Here is a 17,479-nt window from a genome sequence, read left to right on the forward strand (position 1 = left end):
GGTTGGCGGGATTCAGGCTTCGCGCAGCCCCAGCGTACGGCGCGCCTCCACCGGCGACGCGATCTCGCCGCCGAGCGAGCGCACGATGTCGCGCGCCTTGGCGACCAGCGCGGCGTTGCTCGGGGCCAGCACGCCCTTCTCCAGGTAGATGTTGTCTTCCAGGCCCACGCGCACGTGGCCGCCGGCCAGCCATGCCTGCGCCACGATCGGGAACTCGGCGCGGCCGATGCCGAAGGCAGACCAGTGCGCGCCGGGGGGCAGCATGTTGCGCGCGTAGAAGATCGTCTCGGGCGTGGGCGCGAAGCCGTACTTGACGCCCAGCACGAAGGTCCACAGGCCGGGCCCGTCGAGCACGCCGTCGCGGATGAAATCGAGCGCCATGTTGAGGTCGCCCGAATCGAAGATCTCCAGCTCCGGCATGACGCCGGCGGCGCGGATCGCGGCGGCCATCTTGCGCACGTTGGCGGGTGTGTTGATGACCACGTCGCCGCCGGAGTTCATGGTGTTGAGATCGAGCGAGCACACATCCGGACGCAGCGCGGTGATGTGCTCGACGCGCTTGCCCGGCGGCAGCAGCGTGGTGCCCGGCGCCGCCACGCGCGGCTCGTCCTCGCTCGGCACGAAGCGGCCGCCGGGACCGGTGGTGAGGTTGATGATCAGCGTGCGGTGGCGCGTGCGGATGCGGTCGATGACATCGGCGTAGTACTCGAGCGCCATCGACGGGCGGCCCGTTTCGGGATCGCGCACGTGGATATGAGCCGCGGCGGCGCCGGCCTCGGCGGCTTCGAGCGCGGCGTCGGCGATCTGCGCCGGCGTGACCGGCAGGCCGGGATGCTGCTCGGGGGTGACGATATTGCCGGTCACCGCGCAGGTGATGATGGTCTTGCGTGCGTGCATGAGCGAACGTTGGTGAAGAACAAGGGGGAAAAAGGAGCGCGGCGCCGGCCTAGCCGAGCTGCCGGCCGCCGTCGACGACGATGGTGGTGCCGGTGGCAAAGCGCAGCGAGGTTGCGCACGCGGCGATGGCATCGGCCACGTCCTGCGCCTGGCCGATGCGTTGCAGCGGCGTCGTCCTCGCGGCGCGCTCGTTGAAGCCGCTGTCGCGGCCGGGCACGAAGGCGCTGTCGACCACGCCGGGCGAGACGTTCAGCACGCGGATCTGCGGCGCCAGTGCGCGCCCGAGCGACATCGCCATGACGTCGAGCCCCGCCTTGGCCGCGCAGTACGCCACGTTGCTGCCCTGCCCGTTGCGCCCCGCGATGGAGCCGACATTGACCACCAGTCCGTCGCCGCTGGCGCGCAGGTGCGGCGCAAAGGCGCGGATCGCGGCGAACTGGCCGCGCCAGTTGATGGCGAAGAGCTCGTCGATCAGCGCGTCGTCGAGCGCGTCGAGGTCGGCGTGCGGGATCGCCCGCGTAAAGCCGGCGGTATTGACCAGCATGTCGACGCGGCCGTAATGGCTGATGACTTCGTCGGCCAGCGCGCGCAGCGAGGCGCTGTCGGCGATTTCCGCGACGGCGGCAAGGTGGTTGCCGGCCGGCAGCGCGGCCGCCGCGCTGGCCGCCTTGTCGGCGTCGCGGCCGGCCAGGACGATGCTCGCGCCGAGGCAGGCCAGCGTTTCACCGGTGGCAAGGCCGATGCTGCCGGAGCCGCCGAGGATGACGGCAACCTTGCCGGAAAGAGGAGATGCGCTCATGTTCGGAGTGGGAATCTGCGTGAAAGGAAATCGGCCAGCGTTCAGTCGATCGGCGGCTTGGGAAACGTCTGCTGCCCGGGCTCCAGCGTGAAGTCGAAGTCCAGCGTGTAGAACGGCGCTGGCACCTCGCCCCACGGGCTGCGGCCCTGGTCGTGCAGCTGCAGCGTGCCGACCAGTTGCCGGTGCACGCCGAAGGTGACATCCGAGGCCAGCTTGTCGGCCTCGTCGGCAAACACCTGCGTCACCAGCGTCCGGTATCCCGGCGCCGCGACGATGAAATGGATATGCGCCGGCCGGTACGGATGGCGCTGTTGCGCGGCCAGCAGCGCGCCCACCGGGCCGTCGGTCGGCACTGGATAGCCGGCCGGGCGCACCGTGCGGAAGCGGTAGCCGCCATCGGCATCGGTATGGAAGCAGCCGCGCAGGTTGCGGTCGGGCTGGGTCGGGTCCTGGTTGTCGTACAGGCCGACCGGCGAGGCCTGCCACACCTCGACCAGCGCGCCGGCCAGCGGCGTGCCGTCGGTGCCGCGCACGGTGCCGCTGACCAGCAGCGGCAGGCCGGGCGCATCGTCCTGCACCACGCAGTCGCCGCAGGCATAGCGCGGCGCGTTGGCGCGGTAGAACGGTCCCAGCAGGGCGCCGGGCGTGCGGCCGTCGCGGGTGCTGTTGTTCATCACGGTCACCAGCGTCGACAGGCCCAGCACGTCCGCCGCCAGCACGACCTCGTTGTGCGTGGCGTGCGTCGCGTGGCCGAGGCTGGCGAGCCAGCCCATCGCAAACTCGAATTCTTCGTCGGTCAGGCGCACCTCGCGCACGAAGCCGTGCAGGTGCCGGACCAGCGCATCCATGACCTGGCGCAGGCGCGGATCGGCGGTATCCGCCATCGCGGCCTGGACGATGCCGGTCACCGAATGCTCGTCGTCTATCAGCGTGGGGCGCGGGGCCGGCGATACCTGCCGCGCGATCGATGTCTCCATGTCATGCCTCCTTTGCAAACGTTTGCAGTGATTGGCAGCATTATCGGCGGCCAGCGCGGAAGGTCAAGGCGAAAGTTCGGCCAGGCGGCGGCCCGACGCCCTTCGCCTCGCCGGAAATCACAATCAAAACAAGCCGCTACGCCTCGCCTTCAGGACAAACCCTAGGCGGGTCTCGCCCGGGCGGAAGGTGGCATTTCGGGGTATATCTGCCTATATGTGCCTTAACAGGCACTAAGCGGTGTGAACTGGACATGCCAGCGAGCGCCGGCCGCGCCACAATGCAACGGCAGCGTGGCCCTTCCCGCTCAAACAAGCGTTGAACTGGTGGAAGCCCGGTCACAATCGACACCGAGGACTTGGCACGGTGATCGCTGACGGGCGGACGCCCCGACTTGCCTGCAATGCCCAGTCCCTGGCCATGCCGCCAGCGATCCCCTTCGACCCGCCCCACCGACCCGAGGAAAACCGATGTTCTCCGCCGCCCAGCGTCCGCAGCCGACGCACTCCGTTCCCTGCTCCCCCCGCAGCGTGGCCACGCCGCCGCTGCCGCAGTGGATCGCAGCCCGCATGTCAGAGCACTTCGACGCCCGGCTGGGCAAGCTCTGGGGCGGCGACCACCTGCTGCACGGGCGCAAGCCGGGTCCCGACGCGCTGCACCTGAGCAGCAACGACTACCTGTGCCTGCTGGGCGAGCGGGCGTTGCTGGAGGCGCAGGCCCGCGCGCTGCTGGACGAGCAGCCCGAGCTGCTGATGTCGTCCGTGTTCCAGTACGGCGAGACGCCGCAACGGCACGTCGAGCGCAAGCTGGCCAACCTGATGCAGGCCGAGGACGGGCTGATCGCGCAGTCCGGCTGGGCCGCCAACGTCGGCCTGGTGCAATGCATCGCCGGGCCGGGCGTGCCGGTCTATATCGACATGAACGGCCACGCCTCGCTGTGGGAGGGCATCACCGCCGCCGGCGCGCAGGCCGTGCCGATCCGCCACAACGACGTGGCCCATGCGCGCCGCCAGGCCGAACGCTTCGGGCCGGGCGTGATCATGGTCGACGCGGTCTACTCGACGACTGGCAGCGTGGCGCCGCTGGAGGAATATGTCGCGGTGGCGGAAGCGTCGGGTTCGGTGCTGGTCGTGGATGAGTCGCACTCGCTCGGCACCCACGGGCCGTCGGGCGGTGGGCTGGTGCCGGCGCTGGGGCTGTCGGAGCGGGTGCATTTCCGCACCGCTTCGCTGGCCAAGGCCTTCGCCGGGCGCGCAGGCTTCGTCACCTGCTCCAGCAGGTTCAAGGACTTCTTCGCGGTCGAGTCGCGGCCGGCCATTTTCAGTTCGGGCCTGCTGCGCCACGAAATCGCGTGGTTCGACGCCGCCATCGATTTCATCGCCGCGGCGGACCAGCGGCGCGAACAGCTGCATGCGATCACCCGCACAACCCGCGCAGCGATCAGTGCGCTGGGATACAACATCAGCGACGGCTCCGAGCAGATCATCGGGCTGGAGGCCGGCACCGAGCCGCAGGTGATGGTCCTGCGCAACGCGCTGCAGCAACGCGGCATCTTCGGCGCGGTATTCTGCTCGCCGGCAACCCCCAGGAATCGGGCATTGATGCGACTTACCCTGCATGCGAAACTTAGCGCCGGTGAAATCGACCGGCTGGTCAGCGTTCTCGCCAGTATCCGCGACGAGGTGCGTCTGGAAGAATGGTCATCGACGCGCCGCAGCCGGCGCAAATCCCTCAATCCCAAAGAGGAGCTCGCCGCAAGCTCCCGCGAGGAGTAGCCGTTGGAGATGGAAGCAGAGTTGGCCGACTCAGGCGGCCGCAAGCGCCGTTCCGGCCTGCCGGGACTTGCCGGCCTTGCCCGCCGGAGCTGGCAGTCGGTGTTCGAAACCGCGGCGCGGGCCATCCTGCTCGACGAGGAAAGCGTCATCCGCCTGCGGCGGATCCAGATGGTAGGCGCGCTGGGGGTGATCGGGCACCCGCTCTACTACCTGATCTGGTCCTATGTGTTCCCGCAGCCCTACGAGAACCTGTGGCTGCGGCTGGCCTGCACCGCGCTGTTCGTGCCGCTGCTGTTTGCCAGGGCCTTCTCGCACCGGCGCTGGCTGCCGCCCTATGCATTGTTTGCGATCACGGTAGGCATGCCGTTCGCCTTCATCTTCCTGTACCTGGAGAACGGCGGGTCGATGGCCTGGGCCGAGTCGGTCATCATCGCCGTGGTGATCCTCTACCACTTCAATACGGCGTTCGCGACCATCTCGCTGCTGTCCGGCGCGGCCGCCGCGGTGGCGCTGTTCGTGCTGGCCGGCAACTCCATGGGCGGGATCCCGTGGGAGCCGGTACTGCTGCAGTTGCCGATCATCGGCTTCGTGATTTCGGTGCTGGTGGTGATCAAGCTCGACCGGCAGCTGCTGATCGAGCAGAAGCGGCGCGGCATGGCGGCGGCGCTGGCCACCGTCGCGCACGAGCTGCGTACGCCGCTGACCAGCCTGAGCATCAGCGCGGGGGGCCTCAAGGCGCGGCTGCCGGCAGCGCTGGACCAGGACGCGCCGCGCCGCGAGGGGCTGATGCAGGCGGTGGCGCGCATGGAATCCGACATCGCGCATATCAGCAACAGCATCGAACTGCTGGTGGCCAACTCCAAGAACCCGGAAAAGGCCACGCGCGAGCTGTTCGAGCTGGGCGGCGTGATCCGCGACACCATCGCCCGGTTTCCGTTCGATGAGCCGGGCGGCGACATCGTCACGATCGATCTGCCCGGCCCGGTGCGCGTGCTCGGCAACGCGCAGCTGTTCGGGCTGGTCATGACCAACCTGCTGAAGAACGCGCTCGAAGCGATCAAGCGCGCCGGCAAGGGCGATATCCAGATCCGCTGCGAGGTGCGGCCGGACGCGGTGCACGTCACCTTCCGCGACACCGCGACCGGGGTGCCGCCGCAGGTGCTGGCGCGCATGTTCCAGCCCTTCTTTTCCTATCCGGCGCACCGCGGCACCGGCATCGGGCTGGCGTTCTGCCAGAACGTGCTGACCAGCTGGGGCGCCGGCATCAGTTGCCGTTCCGTCGAGCACGAATTCACGGAGTTCAACATCCGCTTCCCGCACAAGGACCACTGAGCCGCATCAGCCTGACAGCGCCAGCGCCACCTGCTGGCGCAGCAGCGGCAGCACCTCGGCGTCAAACCAAGGGTGGCGCCGCAGCCAGAAGCGGTTGCGCGGGCTGGGGTGCGGCAGCGGGAAGAACGCCGGCAGGAAGTCGGCGCAGGCGGCGACGGTATCGGCCAGCGTCGCTCCGGCCCGGCGGCCGAGGTAGTACGCCTGTGCATGGCGGCCGATCAGCAGCGTCAGGCGGATATCGGGCATGGACGCCAGCAGCGGCGCATGCCACAAGGGCGCGCATTCGCGCCGCGGCGGCAGGTCGCCGCTGGCGCCCTTGCCGGGATAGCACAGCCCCATCGGCACGATCGCCACCTTGCCGGCGTCATAGAACTGTTCCGGCGTCAGCTGCAGCCAGCTGCGCAGCAGGTCGCCGGACGGGTCGTTCCATGGGATGCCGGTTTCATGCACGCGCCGTCCGGGTGCCTGGCCGACGATCAGCAGGCGCGCATGGGCGCCGGCCTGCACCACCGGCCTGGGCTCGTGAGGCAAGGCGCAGGCGCGGCAGGCGGCGATGTCGGCGAGGAGCCGGCCAAGCCTGGCGGAGCGGGGACGAGGCAAATCAGAGGGCCAGGGCGATGGTCAACGGCTGAGCCCGCGCGCCTCGATGGCCCATACCGCTTCCACGCGCTCGCCGCGCACGCAGGCATAGGCATCGTGCAGGTTGGCGGTGGGATCGCAATGGCCCGGCACCAGCCACAGCCGCTCGCCCAGCAGGTCGCGGCTGTCGGCCCCGGTCACGCTCAGCACGCCATGCTCGTCGTTGGCGGCAACGTACTCCAGCGCACCATCGGCATCGCGCGGCCACACGTGCGGCAGGCCGGAATCGACCGCGACCGACTTCAGGCCCACATCGCACACGGCCACGCCGGCGCGCGCCGCGCTCATCACGGTCGATGCCACGAACAGGGAATGCAGCGGCCGCAGCGCGCCTTCCCATTCAAGCGAGCCGTAATGGCCGTCGAGAAACAGGTACGAACCCGGCTGGATCTCGGTGTAGACGCCGCTCTCCAGGTCGAACTCGGCGGTGCCGGTGCCGCCGCCGGTCACCACCGGGCAGCGCAGCCCGCGCCGCTCCAGCGCGCGCAGGTAGCCGGCGGTGGCCTCGGCCGCGCGCTGCGCGGCCTCGCGCCGCTGCGCCCATGCCTCGATATGCTGGATACCGCCGTGATAGCCCTGCACGCCGCCGAAATCCAGCGCGGCTTCGGCGTCGATCGCGTCGACCAGCGCCAGCAGCGCGTCGTCGTTGGCCACGCCGCAGCGGCCCTGTCCCACGTCGACCTCCGGCAATACCGCGATGCGCACACCGGCGCGCGCGGCGGCGGCGCCGACCTGGCTGACCTGGCGCACGTCGTCCACGCAGATCGACAGACGCGCGTGGCGGGCCAGTTCGGCCGCCATCGCGGCCTTGTCGGCGCCGACGAATTCATTGCTCAGGTGGATGCTGCCGATGCCGGCCGCGGCAAAGGGATACGCCTCGGACAGCTTCTGGCAGCAGATGCCCACCGCGCCCGCGTCGACCTGCCGCTGCGCGATCGCCACGGACTTGTGCGCCTTGGCATGCGGGCGCAGCGCAACGCCGGCGCGTTCGGCAAGTTCCGCCATGCGCGCCAGGTTGGCTTCAAAGGCATCGAGTTCGATCAGCAGCGCAGGCGTCGGCAGCGCTGACAACAATTGGCCGGCCGCCGCGTGCGGCGGCCGGAAAACGCTGGCTTCATGCATGGTGTGGGGCCCGGTGGCGGCAGTGCTTGCCGTGGGCCCTCACGATAACACCGGCGCGGGCTTGCGCACAGGCTTGCGCGCGCAACAGCACTATCGGCGCGTGGCCAGCAGGCGGTAGCCGCGTCCGCAGTGCTCGGCGGCAGCGGCGCGGGCCACGTCGGCATCGTCGAACAGTCCGGCCTGCGCGATCGACTTCACCATCACCCCCTCGCCGCGCTCGTTGGCGAGGAAACGCCCGTCCCAGCCTTGCACGATGTACAGCACGTCGCCGGCCGGGGAGCCGACCTGCCGGCGCTCGCCGGTGGACTGGCCGACCCGCTGCGCATTCTGGTCCTGGCCCTGGCCACGCGCGGCGCCGCCGCCACGCTCGCGGAGTCCGCCATTGCCGCCGCTTGCGGCGCCGTTGCCCGGCCGCGCCATCTGGATGTTGTTGCGCACTTCGCTGACGCCGAGCACATCCTCGGCCAATTGCTCGATGCGGAACTTGACCTCGCGGTCCCGGACGGTGCCGGCCAGCGTGACGATGCCCGAGCCGACGTCGACGGTGACATCCGAGACATCGTCATCGGCGTGTGCGAGCCGTTCGCACAAGTCATCGCGAATGCGGGCGTCGGTGCGCTGGTAGCCCTTGGGCATGCGGCGCGACCCCGCCTGCGCGGCCCAGCGCGAAGGACGCGGGGGCCGCTCGTCGTCTTCATCCTCCATGCCATAGCGGGCCTCGCCATAGCCATACGGCGAGCCGCCAGTGTCGCCGCTGCGCCAATGGTGTGCCGGGCGGCTAACCTCGGGTTCATCAGCGTAGCCGCGATGGCGCCAGGTTTCCCGGATTTCCGACGGTGGGTAGTCTTTCATGGATTGCCTCCGATCTGACGTCCTAGCCTGGTATCGGTAGCACAAAACATGCCCTTGCGCCGGGGCTTGCCGCGCGGCGCTCCGGGCGGCGCCGCGGGACGCAGTTTTTACACGATGCGCAACATCGTCATGCGCTTCGGCCCTCCCCGTCGGGCCGGTCGAGATACTGGCCGACGATGCGCACCAGCAACGGCAGCCTGCCGGTAAAGAAATGATCGGCGCCCGGGACCACCACCACGGGCAACGCCTGCGGACGGGCCCAGTCGAACAGCGCGGCCAGTTCTGCGCGCTCGTCGCGCTCGCCATGCACCACCAGGCAATCGGCGGGCACGGCCGGCGTGTCATAGCTGCGATGGGCCTTGACCGTGCCATACGGCAGGCCGGCCAGCACGAGGTGGCGGATCGGCACGCCCTGCGCCGCCAGCCTGGCGGCCACCTGCGCCATCACGAACGCCCCGAACGAAAAACCCGCCAGCGCCAGCGGCAGGCCGGGGTGGTCGTCGCGCAGCTGCGCCACCACGGCCAGCATGTCGTCGGTCTCGCCGCGGCCCTGGTCGTGCTCGCCGCCCGAGCCCGCCACGCCGCGGAAGTTGGGCCGCACGGCCAGATAGCCGCGCGCCAGCAGCACCTTGGCCAACTGGTGCGGCACCTTGTGCGTGGCCGAGCCGCCCAGCAGCGGGTGCGGATGCGACACCACCGCGATGCCGCGCGGCATGCCGGCGGGACGGTCGACCAGCATTTCGATCGGCCCGGCGGCGCCGGCGCGGTGCGCCGTTTCCGTGGCGGACGGTACTCCCATGAATGCTCCTTGCAATGTCGGTGCGGGCCGCATGCCGGCCGTTTGCCGGCGGTTTGCCGGCCGGCGAAAGCCGTGATGGTAATGCGATTGTGGCGAACATGCCGCCCGCGCTGTCTCCACACACGGCCACGCACGGCACCGATGCGCAAAATTCTGCCCTCCGGTGCCCCATGCGCCGCCTGTGCGGGGCATGTGACCCGAACGCTTTCGTATAATGGCCCGAACCGCGGCACCCCCGGCAAACGGGTTCGCCGCGTTCGGTCAGCACGACCCGTGCCACGCATTGCCGGCCTGTGGCTTCGCCCGCAGGCCTTTCTCGTGGCTGACCCAAATTCGCCGAAGCGGATGGCCGGTACGCAGCCATCCCTTCCCGTGTTCATCGCCGGTGTCCCGGCCGTTCCGCAGCGGAATCGCGACGCAGCGCCATGTGGCCCTGCCCGCACCGTGCCTTGCCATTTCCATCCGCCGCCGGAGCGCCCGCAAGCCGTCACCATCCGACGAGAATCCGCCATGAGCAAAGTTTCACGGCTCGCACTGGGCCTTGCGCTCGCCGCGCTATGCCACCTGATGCCGGTTACGCTGCCCGCCGTCCATGCCGCAGAGACCGCATCGGAAGCCGAGGCCGCCGCACAAGCGCCCGCGCTGACCCACGCCGAGGCCACCGCCGAACTCAAGCGCCTGCAGACCGAGCAGGACAGCGTCAAGCAGCAGGCCTCCGACCCCGACGGCAATACCAGGCTGCATGACCTGCAAGAGACGCTGCGGCGGCTGGATGCCGATGCCGACAAGCTCGGCGCCGCCCTGGCGCCACAACGCGAGCAGTTGCAGGCACAGCTCGACGTGCTCGGTCCGCCACCGGTCGACGGCACCACCAGGGAAGCCCCCGCGGTGGTGAAGCAGCGCGCCGAGCTGAACACGCGCCGCACGCAGCTCGACGCGCATCTCAAGCAGGCTTCCGAGAGCAAGGAGAACATCGCCAACCTGAGCGAGCAGCTGGCGCGGCTGGAGCGCGGCCACCTGAAAGACCAGCTCGCGCTGCGCTCGGAAAGCATCCTCAACCCGCAGTTCTGGCAGCCGCTGTTCAGCCCGCCGCCGGAAGACCAGGCGCGGCTGGACGGCTTCCGCGACCAGGTGGTGCCGATGCTGCAGCTGGCGTGGCAGCCGTCGCAGCGCGCGGCCACGGTGGCCCTGCTGCTGCTCGCGCTGGCGGTATGGACGCTGGGACGGCGCCTGGCCGAGCGCGCGCTGGCGTGGTTCTGCCTGACCCGGCTGCCCGAGACGCGCCTGCGCCGCAGCGCGCTGGCGCTGGCGACCACGCTGGCGACGGTCTGCACGACCGGTCTCGCGGTGCAGCTGGTCTACCACGCCTTCGCGCGCAGCGATGAATTGCCGCCCGACGTGATGGCGCTCTACGCGCAGCTGGTCAAGCTGACGCTGACCAGCGCGCTGATCGTCGGGCTGGGGCGCGCGTTGCTGTGCACGCGGCATCCCAGCTGGCGCCTGCCCGCGCTGGCCGATCCGGTCGCGCTGGCAATGAAGCCCTTCCCCGCCGTACTGGCCGGCCTGTTGCTGCTGGCCGGCACGCTCGAGCAGATCAACCGCATCGCCGACACCAGCGTGCAGGTCACGCTGCTGGGCCGCGGGCTGGTGTCGCTGGTGGTGGTGCTGACCATCGGCGCGGCGCTGCTGCGCGCCAACCGCGTGCGCAATGAACTCGCCGCCGCGGGCGAACGCCCGGAGGCGCGCGCCACGCTGGCCGGCATGATCCACGCCGCCGTGACCGTGCTGGTGATCGTATCGATGGTCGCGCTGCTGGCCGGCTATATCAGCTTCGCGCGCTTCCTGACCTATGAGCTGGTCTGGTTCGACATCGTGCTGTGCAGCATGTACCTGCTGACACAGGTCACGCGCGATGTGTGCGAGGCCGTGCTGTCGACCAACCACGCCAGCGGCCGCGTCATCAAGCAGCTGTTCGGCGTCGACGATTCGCACCTGGAGCAGGCCTCGACCATCCTGTCGGGCATCGGTGCCAGCATGCTGCTGCTGGTCGCCGTGGTGGCGCTGCTGACCGGAGGCTTCGGCACCACGCCGGTTGACCTGCTCAACAGCCTGCTGACGGTGCTGGGCGGCGAGAAGCTGCGCAGCCTGAACATCATGCCGGACCGCATCCTGAATGCGGTGCTGGCGCTCGGCGTGGGCATCTGGCTGCTGCGTTCGGTGCGGCGCTGGCTCGATGCCGAGCTGCTGCCCAAGGTGTGCAAGGAGCCGGGGCTGCGCGCCTCGCTGATCACGCTGTTCAGCAATGTCGGCTACGTGCTGCTGGTACTGCTGACGCTGTCGCTGCTGGGCGTGCGCTGGGACAACCTGGCCTGGATCGTCAGCGCGCTGTCGGTGGGGATCGGCTTTGGCCTGCAGGAGATCGTGAAGAACTTTGTCTCGGGCCTGATCCTGCTGACCGAGCGCCCGGTCAAGGTCGGCGACATGGTCAGCCTGGCCGGCGTTGAGGGCGACATCCGCCGCATCAACGTGCGCGCGACCGAGATCCAGCTGGGCGACCGCTCGACCGTGATCGTGCCCAACTCGCAGCTGATCTCGCAGAACGTGCGCAACGTGACCATGAGCAACAGCACGCAGGGCGTGGCGTCGCTGCAGCTGACGTTCCCGCTCAATACCGATCCGGAACAGCTGCGCGACCTGCTGATCGATGTCTACAAGGAGAACGAGTCCATCCTGGACGTGCCGGCGCCATCGGTCATGTTCAGCCAGCTGGCGCCCAACGGCATCACGCTGTCGGTGACAGGCTACGTCAGCAGCCCGCGCATCGCCGCGACCACGCGCAGCAACCTGCTGTTCGAGATCCTCAAGCGGTTGCGCGCCGCGGACATTGCGCTGACCGAACCGCAATCGCTGCGGCTGGAGAACCTGCCGCCGTTCGGCGAAGCCTCGCAGCGCGCATACGCGGCGGGATAAGGCCGCCGGCTGCGCTGCTCACTGATCCGGCTCGGAACATCGGTGCGCCCGCCCTGCGCTGGCCCCGGGCGGGCTGGCCCGAACCCTGAAAGAGGGGTTCCGGACAGGGGCCATATTACGGTCCGTTAAAAAACGGGCCGGTAAAAAGCCCCCGTTACAAAGCTAACAAGTCGGCCTCCGCGGCGAAACACCTTGCCGGGCAGTTTGCATCCATCATTCAGGGACACAAGCTGCATCACAAGGAGTCCGACATGCGCCCCTCCACCCGAATCGTCGCCGCGGCCGCCCTGACCGTGGCCCTGGTTGCCGCCGGCCCCGCGTCCGCGCGCGGCCGCCATCATGGCGGCGGGTCGAATGCCGGCGCGGTGCTCGCCGTCGGCGCGCTGGTGGGCCTGGCATTCGGCGCCGCGCTGGCCTCGGCGCCGGTAGTGGCAGCACCCGTGGCGGTGGCGCCGCCGCCGGTCACCTATGCCCCCGCGCCGGTCTCGTACGCGCCGCCTGCGGTGCCGCCCGGCTATTGCTACCGCGACTACGACCGCGCGTACGTGCCGTGCGGCCCGCAGCCGTCCGGCTACTACCAGCAAGCGCCGTACTACGGCTACTGAACATGCCGGTCGACCGCGAATACTTCAGCCGGCAGGACGACCCCTGGGGCATCGGCACGCGCTGGTACGAGGCGCGCAAGCGCGCGCTGCTGATGGCCACGCTGCCGCGCGAACGCTTCGCACGCGCGTTCGAGCCCGGCTGCGGCGGCGGGCATCTTACCGTCGAGCTGGCGCCGCGCTGCGATGCGCTGGTGGCAATGGAGCTGGCCGACAGCGCTGCCGGGCAGGCGCGGCAACGCGTGGCGGAGTTTGCGCACGTGCAGGTGCTGACGGGGGAACTGCCGCAGCATTGGCCCGAAGGATCGTTCGACCTGATCGTGTTTTCCGAACTGGGGTATTACTTTCCGAAGTCCGACTGGCACGAGGTCGCGGCGCTTGCGGCGGGGGCATTGAGCGATGACGGCGTCATTGTCGCCTGCCATTTCCGGCATCTGTTCGCGGAGCAGCAGATCACGGCGCAGGCGGTGCATGATGCGATCGATTCTCAGCCTGGGCTGTATCGGCATATTCATCACCAGGAGCCGGATTTCACGATGGATTTGTGGTCCAGGCGGTTGGAGATGAGGGTGGCTTGAGGGTGGAATTTGGGGTTCGGGCTGCTGGCACCAAACGTGCTGATTGTGTGCTCCCTCTCCCGCTTGCGGGAGAGGGTTGGGGAGAGGGCCGGCGTGTCTACAAAGTGAAGCGCTGCACCTCGTGGAGGCTCCGGCCCTCACCCCCGGCCCCTCTCCCGCGGGCGGGAGAGGGGAGCAAACAATGGGCAGGGATAGGTCTGTGGGCTCATCGGCGATGGCGCCAAGCGAGCGCAGCGGGGCGTTCTGTGCCCGGCCCCTTGATGGCCAAGCTTGCTGATGGTTTGCTCCCTCTCCCGCTTGCGGGAGAGGGTTGGGGTGAGGGCCGGCGTGACCACGGAGTGAAGCGCTGCACTTCGTGGAGGCTCCGGCCCTCTCCCGCGGCCCCTCTCCCGCGGGCGGGAGAGGGGAGCAAACAATGGGCAGGGATAGGTTTGTAGGCTCATCGGCGATGGCGCGAAGCGAGCGCAGCGGGGCGTTCTGTGCCCGGCCCCTTGATGGCCAAGCTTGCTGATGGTTTGCTCCCTCTCCCGCTTGCGGGAGAGGGTTGGGGTGAGGGCCGGCGTGACCACGGAGTGAAGCGCTGCACTTCGTGGAGGCTCCGGCCCTCTCCCCCGGCCCCTCTCCCGCGGGCGGGAGAGGGGAGCAAACAATGGGCAGGGATAGGTTTGTAGGCTCATCGGCGATGGCGCGAAGCGAGCGCAGCGACGCGTTCTGTGTCGGAGCCCTTGACCTGAGATGCTGCCGGCGCGCAGCGCAGCCGTAGGCGTTCCGACGTTGACCCACGCAGCGTAGAAAACTGTTACCTATGTGCTTGAACTGTTCTGTTACCTATGTGGGTGAACCGTACCTCAACGCGCTTTCTGGTGACTCTTTGTCGCTCGGACAAAGAGTTACCCGCCCTTTAGGGCGGAACCGGGCATATCAAGCACCACCAGATGCCTGCCGCAGCATAATCCAAAAAAAACGCCCCACACGCATTCAGCGCCCAGGGCGTCCCACTACCTAAACAAAAACAAAAATCTTACACCGGCACATCCCTAGTCGGATCCGGCTTGCGATCATCAAACCACCGATACAACGTCGGCACCATCACCAGCGTCAGCAGCGTCGACGTAATCAGCCCGCCGATCACCACCACCGCCAGCGGCCGCTGCACCTCCGAGCCAGGCCCGGTCGAGAACAAAAACGGCACCAGCCCCAGCATCGCAATGGTCGCAGTCATCATCACCGGACGGAACCGCTGCGTCGCGCCCTGCACCACCGCCTCGTCGACCGACAAGCCCGAATCGCGCAGCGAACGGATATACGACACCAGCACCACCCCGTTCAGCACCGCCATGCCCCACAGCGCGATAAAGCCCACCGACGCCGGCACCGACAGGTATTCGCCGGTGACGAACAGCCCGATGATGCCGCCGATCGATGCGAACGGCAGCACCGTGATGATCAGCGTGGCAAAGCGCAGCGAGTTGAACAGCAGGAACAGCAGGAAGAAAATCGCGGCGATGGTCACCGGCACGATGATCTTCAGGTGGCCCATGGCGCGCTCCATGTTCTGGAACTGGCCGCCCCACTCCAGGTAGTAGCCTTCCGGCAGCTTGACCTTGGATGCCGTGGCCTGCTGCAGCTCGGCCACGAAGCCGCCGAGGTCGCGGTCCTTCACGTTGATCATCACCACGACGCGGCGCTTGGCCATTTCGCGGCTGATCTGGGCCGGGCCGTCGTTGACTTCGATCCTGGCCACGCTCTGCAGCGGCACCTGCATGCCGTCCGGGGTGTTCACCAGCAGCTGGCGGATCGCCTGCACGTTGCTGCGGAAGTCTTCCGGCAGGCGCACGGCCGCGGCAAAGCGGCGTTCGCCCTCGAAGATGTCCGTGGCGCGCTTGCCGCCGATCGCGATCTCGATCACGTCGTGGATGTCGGAGACGTTCAGCCCGTAGCGCGCAATCGCCTGGCGGTCGATCTCGATCGACAGGTACTGCTGCCCCGAGACACGCTCGATACGGATGTCCTGCGAGCCCTGGATGCCGCCGGCCACGCGCGAGATCTCGCCCGCCAGCTCGCGCAGCTTGTCCAGGTCGTCGCCGAACACCTTCACCGCCACGTCCGAACGCACGCCGCTGACCATTTCGTCGACGCGGTCCGAGATCGGCTGCGCCATCACGATCTGCACGCCGGGAATGGCCTTGAGCTTCTCGCGGATGGCGTTGGCGATATCGTCCTGGGTCCAGCCGTCCGGCCACTCGTCGCGGTCCTTCAGGCTGGCGATCGGGGTCGATTCGTTCTGGCCCTGCGGATCGGCCGGGCTTTCGCCGCGGCCCACGCCCGACACCACCGACTTGACGCCGGGCACGCCCAGCACCAGCTTGTTGGCTTCCTTCTCCAGCTTGATCGACTCTTCCAGCGAGATGTTCGGCACGCGGTCGATCGCGGGAACGATCGAGCCCTCCTTCATCTCCGGAATGAACGACGTACCGAGCAGCGGCACGATCAGCAGCGTGGCAACGAACGCGCCCACCGCGCTGAGCACGGTCTTGCGGCTGTTGCCCAGCGCCCAGTGCAGCATGCGCAGGTAGTGGCGCTTCATGAACGCGATCACGCGCGTGTCATGCTCGGCGCCGCCCTTGAGCAGGTACGACGACAGCACCGGCGACAGCGTCAGCGACAGGAACAGCGAGATCGCCAGCGCGATCGAGATGGTGAACGCCAGCGGCGCGAACATCTTGCCTTCCATGCCGGACAGCGTCATCAGCGGCAGGAACACCAGGATGATGATGCCCACGCCCACGATCACCGGCGTGGCCACTTCCTGCACCGCCTTGACCAGGATCTCGGTCTTGGTCAGGCCCGGCTCCTTGTGGCCGAGCCGCTCGAACGCGTTCTCGACCACCACCACCGAGCCGTCGACCATCAGGCCGATGGCGATCGCCAGCCCCCCCAGCGACATCAGGTTGGCCGACAGGCCCACCTCGTTCATCACCATAAAGGTCAGCAACGGCGTCAGCACCAGCGTGGCCAGCACGATCACCGACGAGCGCACGTCACCCAGGAACAGGAACAGCACGATCACCACCAGCACCACGCCTTCGAGCAGCACCTTGGTCACGGTCCACAGCGCGGCATCGACCAGCTCGCTGCGGTCGTAGTACGGCACGATCTGCAGCTTGCCGGGCAGCATGCCGCGCTCGTTGATCTCGGCCACGCGTGCCTTCACGCGGCTGACCACTTCCTTGGCATTGCCGCCGCGCATCATCATGACGATGCCGCCGACGGCCTCGGTCTGGCCGTTCTTGACCAGCGCGCCCTGCCGCACCTCATGGCCGATGGTGACGTTGGCCACGTCGCGCAGGTAGACCGGGGTGCCTTCGACCTCCTTGAGCACGATGCTGCCCAGGTCCTCCACTCCCTTGGCCAGGCCCACGCCGCGGATCAGGTACTGCTCGGCGTAGTGCGGCAGCACGCCGCCGCCGGAGTTGGCGTTGTTGCGCGCCAGTGCCTGATACACCTGCTGGATCGATACCCCGTAGTGGCGCATCCGCTCCGGGTTGACCAGCGCCTGGTATTGCCGCACGTAGCCGCCCTGCGAGTTGATCTCGGCCACGCCGGGGATCGAGCGCAGCAGCGGGCGCACCACCCAGTCCTGGGCGATGCGGCGCTCGGCCAGCTCTTCCTGGGTCAGCTCGCGGTCGCCGTCGTCGGCGCGGTCCAGCGTGTATTGGTAGACCTCGCCCAGGCCGGTCGAGACCGGTCCCAGCACCGGCGACACGCCTTCCGGCATGCGCCCGGCGACTTCGATCAGCCGCTCCAGCACCAGCTGGCGTGCGAAGTACACGTCCGTGGCATCGGTAAACACCAGCGTGATCAGCGACAGGCCCGCCTTGTTCAGCGAGCGCATCTCTTCCAGGCCCGGCAGGCCCGTCATCGCCATTTCCACGGGCACGGTGACAAAGCGCTCGACTTCCTCGGGCGAGCGGCCCGCGGCTTCGGTGGCGATCTGCACCTGCACGTTGGTCACATCGGGGAAAGCGTCCACCGACAGCTTGGTGGCAGCGTTCAGGCCGAAGAAGAACAGCACCACGGCGATCACGCAAACCACCAGCCGCTGCTTGATGGCGGCTTCGACTAGGGATTTCATCATG

13 protein-coding genes are annotated in these 17,479 nt (G+C 68.5%); 5 read left to right on the plus strand and 8 right to left on the minus strand.

Going from position 1 to position 17,479, the window contains the following annotated elements; all coding sequences use genetic code 11:
• Positions 1 to 12: 12 nt before the first annotated feature.
• Genes JTE92_RS08635 through JTE92_RS08645 form a run of 3 tightly spaced genes read right to left on the minus strand, consistent with a single transcriptional unit; the run spans position 13 to position 2,673 of the window.
• Entirely contained in the window at positions 13 to 897 is an 885-nt protein-coding gene (locus tag JTE92_RS08635) for a beta-keto acid cleavage family enzyme (RefSeq protein ID WP_063241296.1), read from the minus strand.
• Positions 898 to 946: 49 nt separating this feature from the next.
• Positions 947 to 1,696: an SDR family NAD(P)-dependent oxidoreductase gene (locus JTE92_RS08640; RefSeq protein ID WP_063241295.1), complete on the minus strand. Its 750-nt coding sequence runs from the start codon at positions 1,694 to 1,696 to the stop codon at positions 947 to 949.
• A gap of 41 nt (positions 1,697 to 1,737) precedes the next feature.
• A complete protein-coding gene (locus tag JTE92_RS08645) occupies positions 1,738 to 2,673 on the minus strand; it encodes a dioxygenase family protein (protein ID WP_063241294.1) in 936 nt (311 codons plus the stop codon).
• Positions 2,674 to 3,141: 468 nt separating this feature from the next.
• On the opposite strand from JTE92_RS08645, the gene cqsA reads away from it, so the two are divergent.
• Complete coding sequence (gene cqsA, locus JTE92_RS08650) at positions 3,142 to 4,446, plus strand: alpha-hydroxyketone-type quorum-sensing autoinducer synthase (RefSeq protein WP_063241293.1); 1,305 nt, start codon at positions 3,142 to 3,144, stop codon at positions 4,444 to 4,446.
• Between the two features lie 9 nt (positions 4,447 to 4,455).
• Entirely contained in the window at positions 4,456 to 5,778 is a 1,323-nt protein-coding gene (locus tag JTE92_RS08655; RefSeq protein ID WP_084254780.1) for a sensor histidine kinase, read from the plus strand.
• Between the two features lie 6 nt (positions 5,779 to 5,784).
• Here JTE92_RS08655 and JTE92_RS08660 read toward each other — a convergent pair whose 3' ends face one another.
• The 4 genes from JTE92_RS08660 to JTE92_RS08675 form a co-directional block, all read right to left on the minus strand.
• A complete protein-coding gene (locus JTE92_RS08660) occupies positions 5,785 to 6,378 on the minus strand; it encodes a uracil-DNA glycosylase family protein (protein WP_063241292.1) in 594 nt (197 codons plus the stop codon).
• Positions 6,379 to 6,399: 21 nt separating this feature from the next.
• A complete protein-coding gene (locus JTE92_RS08665; RefSeq protein ID WP_063241291.1) occupies positions 6,400 to 7,539 on the minus strand; it encodes a DSD1 family PLP-dependent enzyme in 1,140 nt (379 codons plus the stop codon).
• A 90-nt stretch (positions 7,540 to 7,629) separates the two neighbouring features.
• On the minus strand, positions 7,630 to 8,391 hold the full coding sequence (locus tag JTE92_RS08670) for a BON domain-containing protein (protein ID WP_063241290.1): 762 nt from the start codon (positions 8,389 to 8,391) through the stop codon (positions 7,630 to 7,632).
• Positions 8,392 to 8,518: 127 nt separating this feature from the next.
• The gene (locus tag JTE92_RS08675) at positions 8,519 to 9,190 is read right to left on the minus strand and encodes an alpha/beta hydrolase (RefSeq protein WP_063241289.1); all 672 of its coding nucleotides are present in this window, start codon (positions 9,188 to 9,190) and stop codon (positions 8,519 to 8,521) included.
• A 510-nt stretch (positions 9,191 to 9,700) separates the two neighbouring features.
• Between JTE92_RS08675 and JTE92_RS08680 the strand changes: the two genes are divergently transcribed.
• The 3 genes from JTE92_RS08680 (at position 9,701) to JTE92_RS08690 (ending at position 13,340) form a co-directional block, all read left to right on the plus strand.
• Positions 9,701 to 12,160 (plus strand): DUF3772 domain-containing protein, encoded by a 2,460-nt coding sequence (locus JTE92_RS08680; protein ID WP_084254777.1) that lies wholly within the window; start codon positions 9,701 to 9,703, stop codon positions 12,158 to 12,160.
• Positions 12,161 to 12,411: 251 nt separating this feature from the next.
• On the plus strand, positions 12,412 to 12,765 hold the full coding sequence (locus JTE92_RS08685; RefSeq protein WP_063241287.1) for a hypothetical protein: 354 nt from the start codon (positions 12,412 to 12,414) through the stop codon (positions 12,763 to 12,765).
• Positions 12,766 to 12,767: 2 nt separating this feature from the next.
• Positions 12,768 to 13,340, plus strand: coding sequence for a class I SAM-dependent methyltransferase (locus JTE92_RS08690; RefSeq protein ID WP_063241286.1), 573 nt, complete (start codon positions 12,768 to 12,770; stop codon positions 13,338 to 13,340).
• A gap of 1,021 nt (positions 13,341 to 14,361) precedes the next feature.
• Here the strand turns inward: JTE92_RS08690 and JTE92_RS08695 are convergent.
• Positions 14,362 to 17,478, minus strand: a complete 3,117-nt coding sequence (locus JTE92_RS08695; protein ID WP_063239849.1) for an efflux RND transporter permease subunit — start codon at positions 17,476 to 17,478, stop codon at positions 14,362 to 14,364.
• Position 17,479 lies beyond the last annotated feature (1 nt).

This window comes from Cupriavidus oxalaticus, from assembly GCF_016894385.1.
Lineage (GTDB): Bacteria > Pseudomonadota > Gammaproteobacteria > Burkholderiales > Burkholderiaceae > Cupriavidus > Cupriavidus oxalaticus.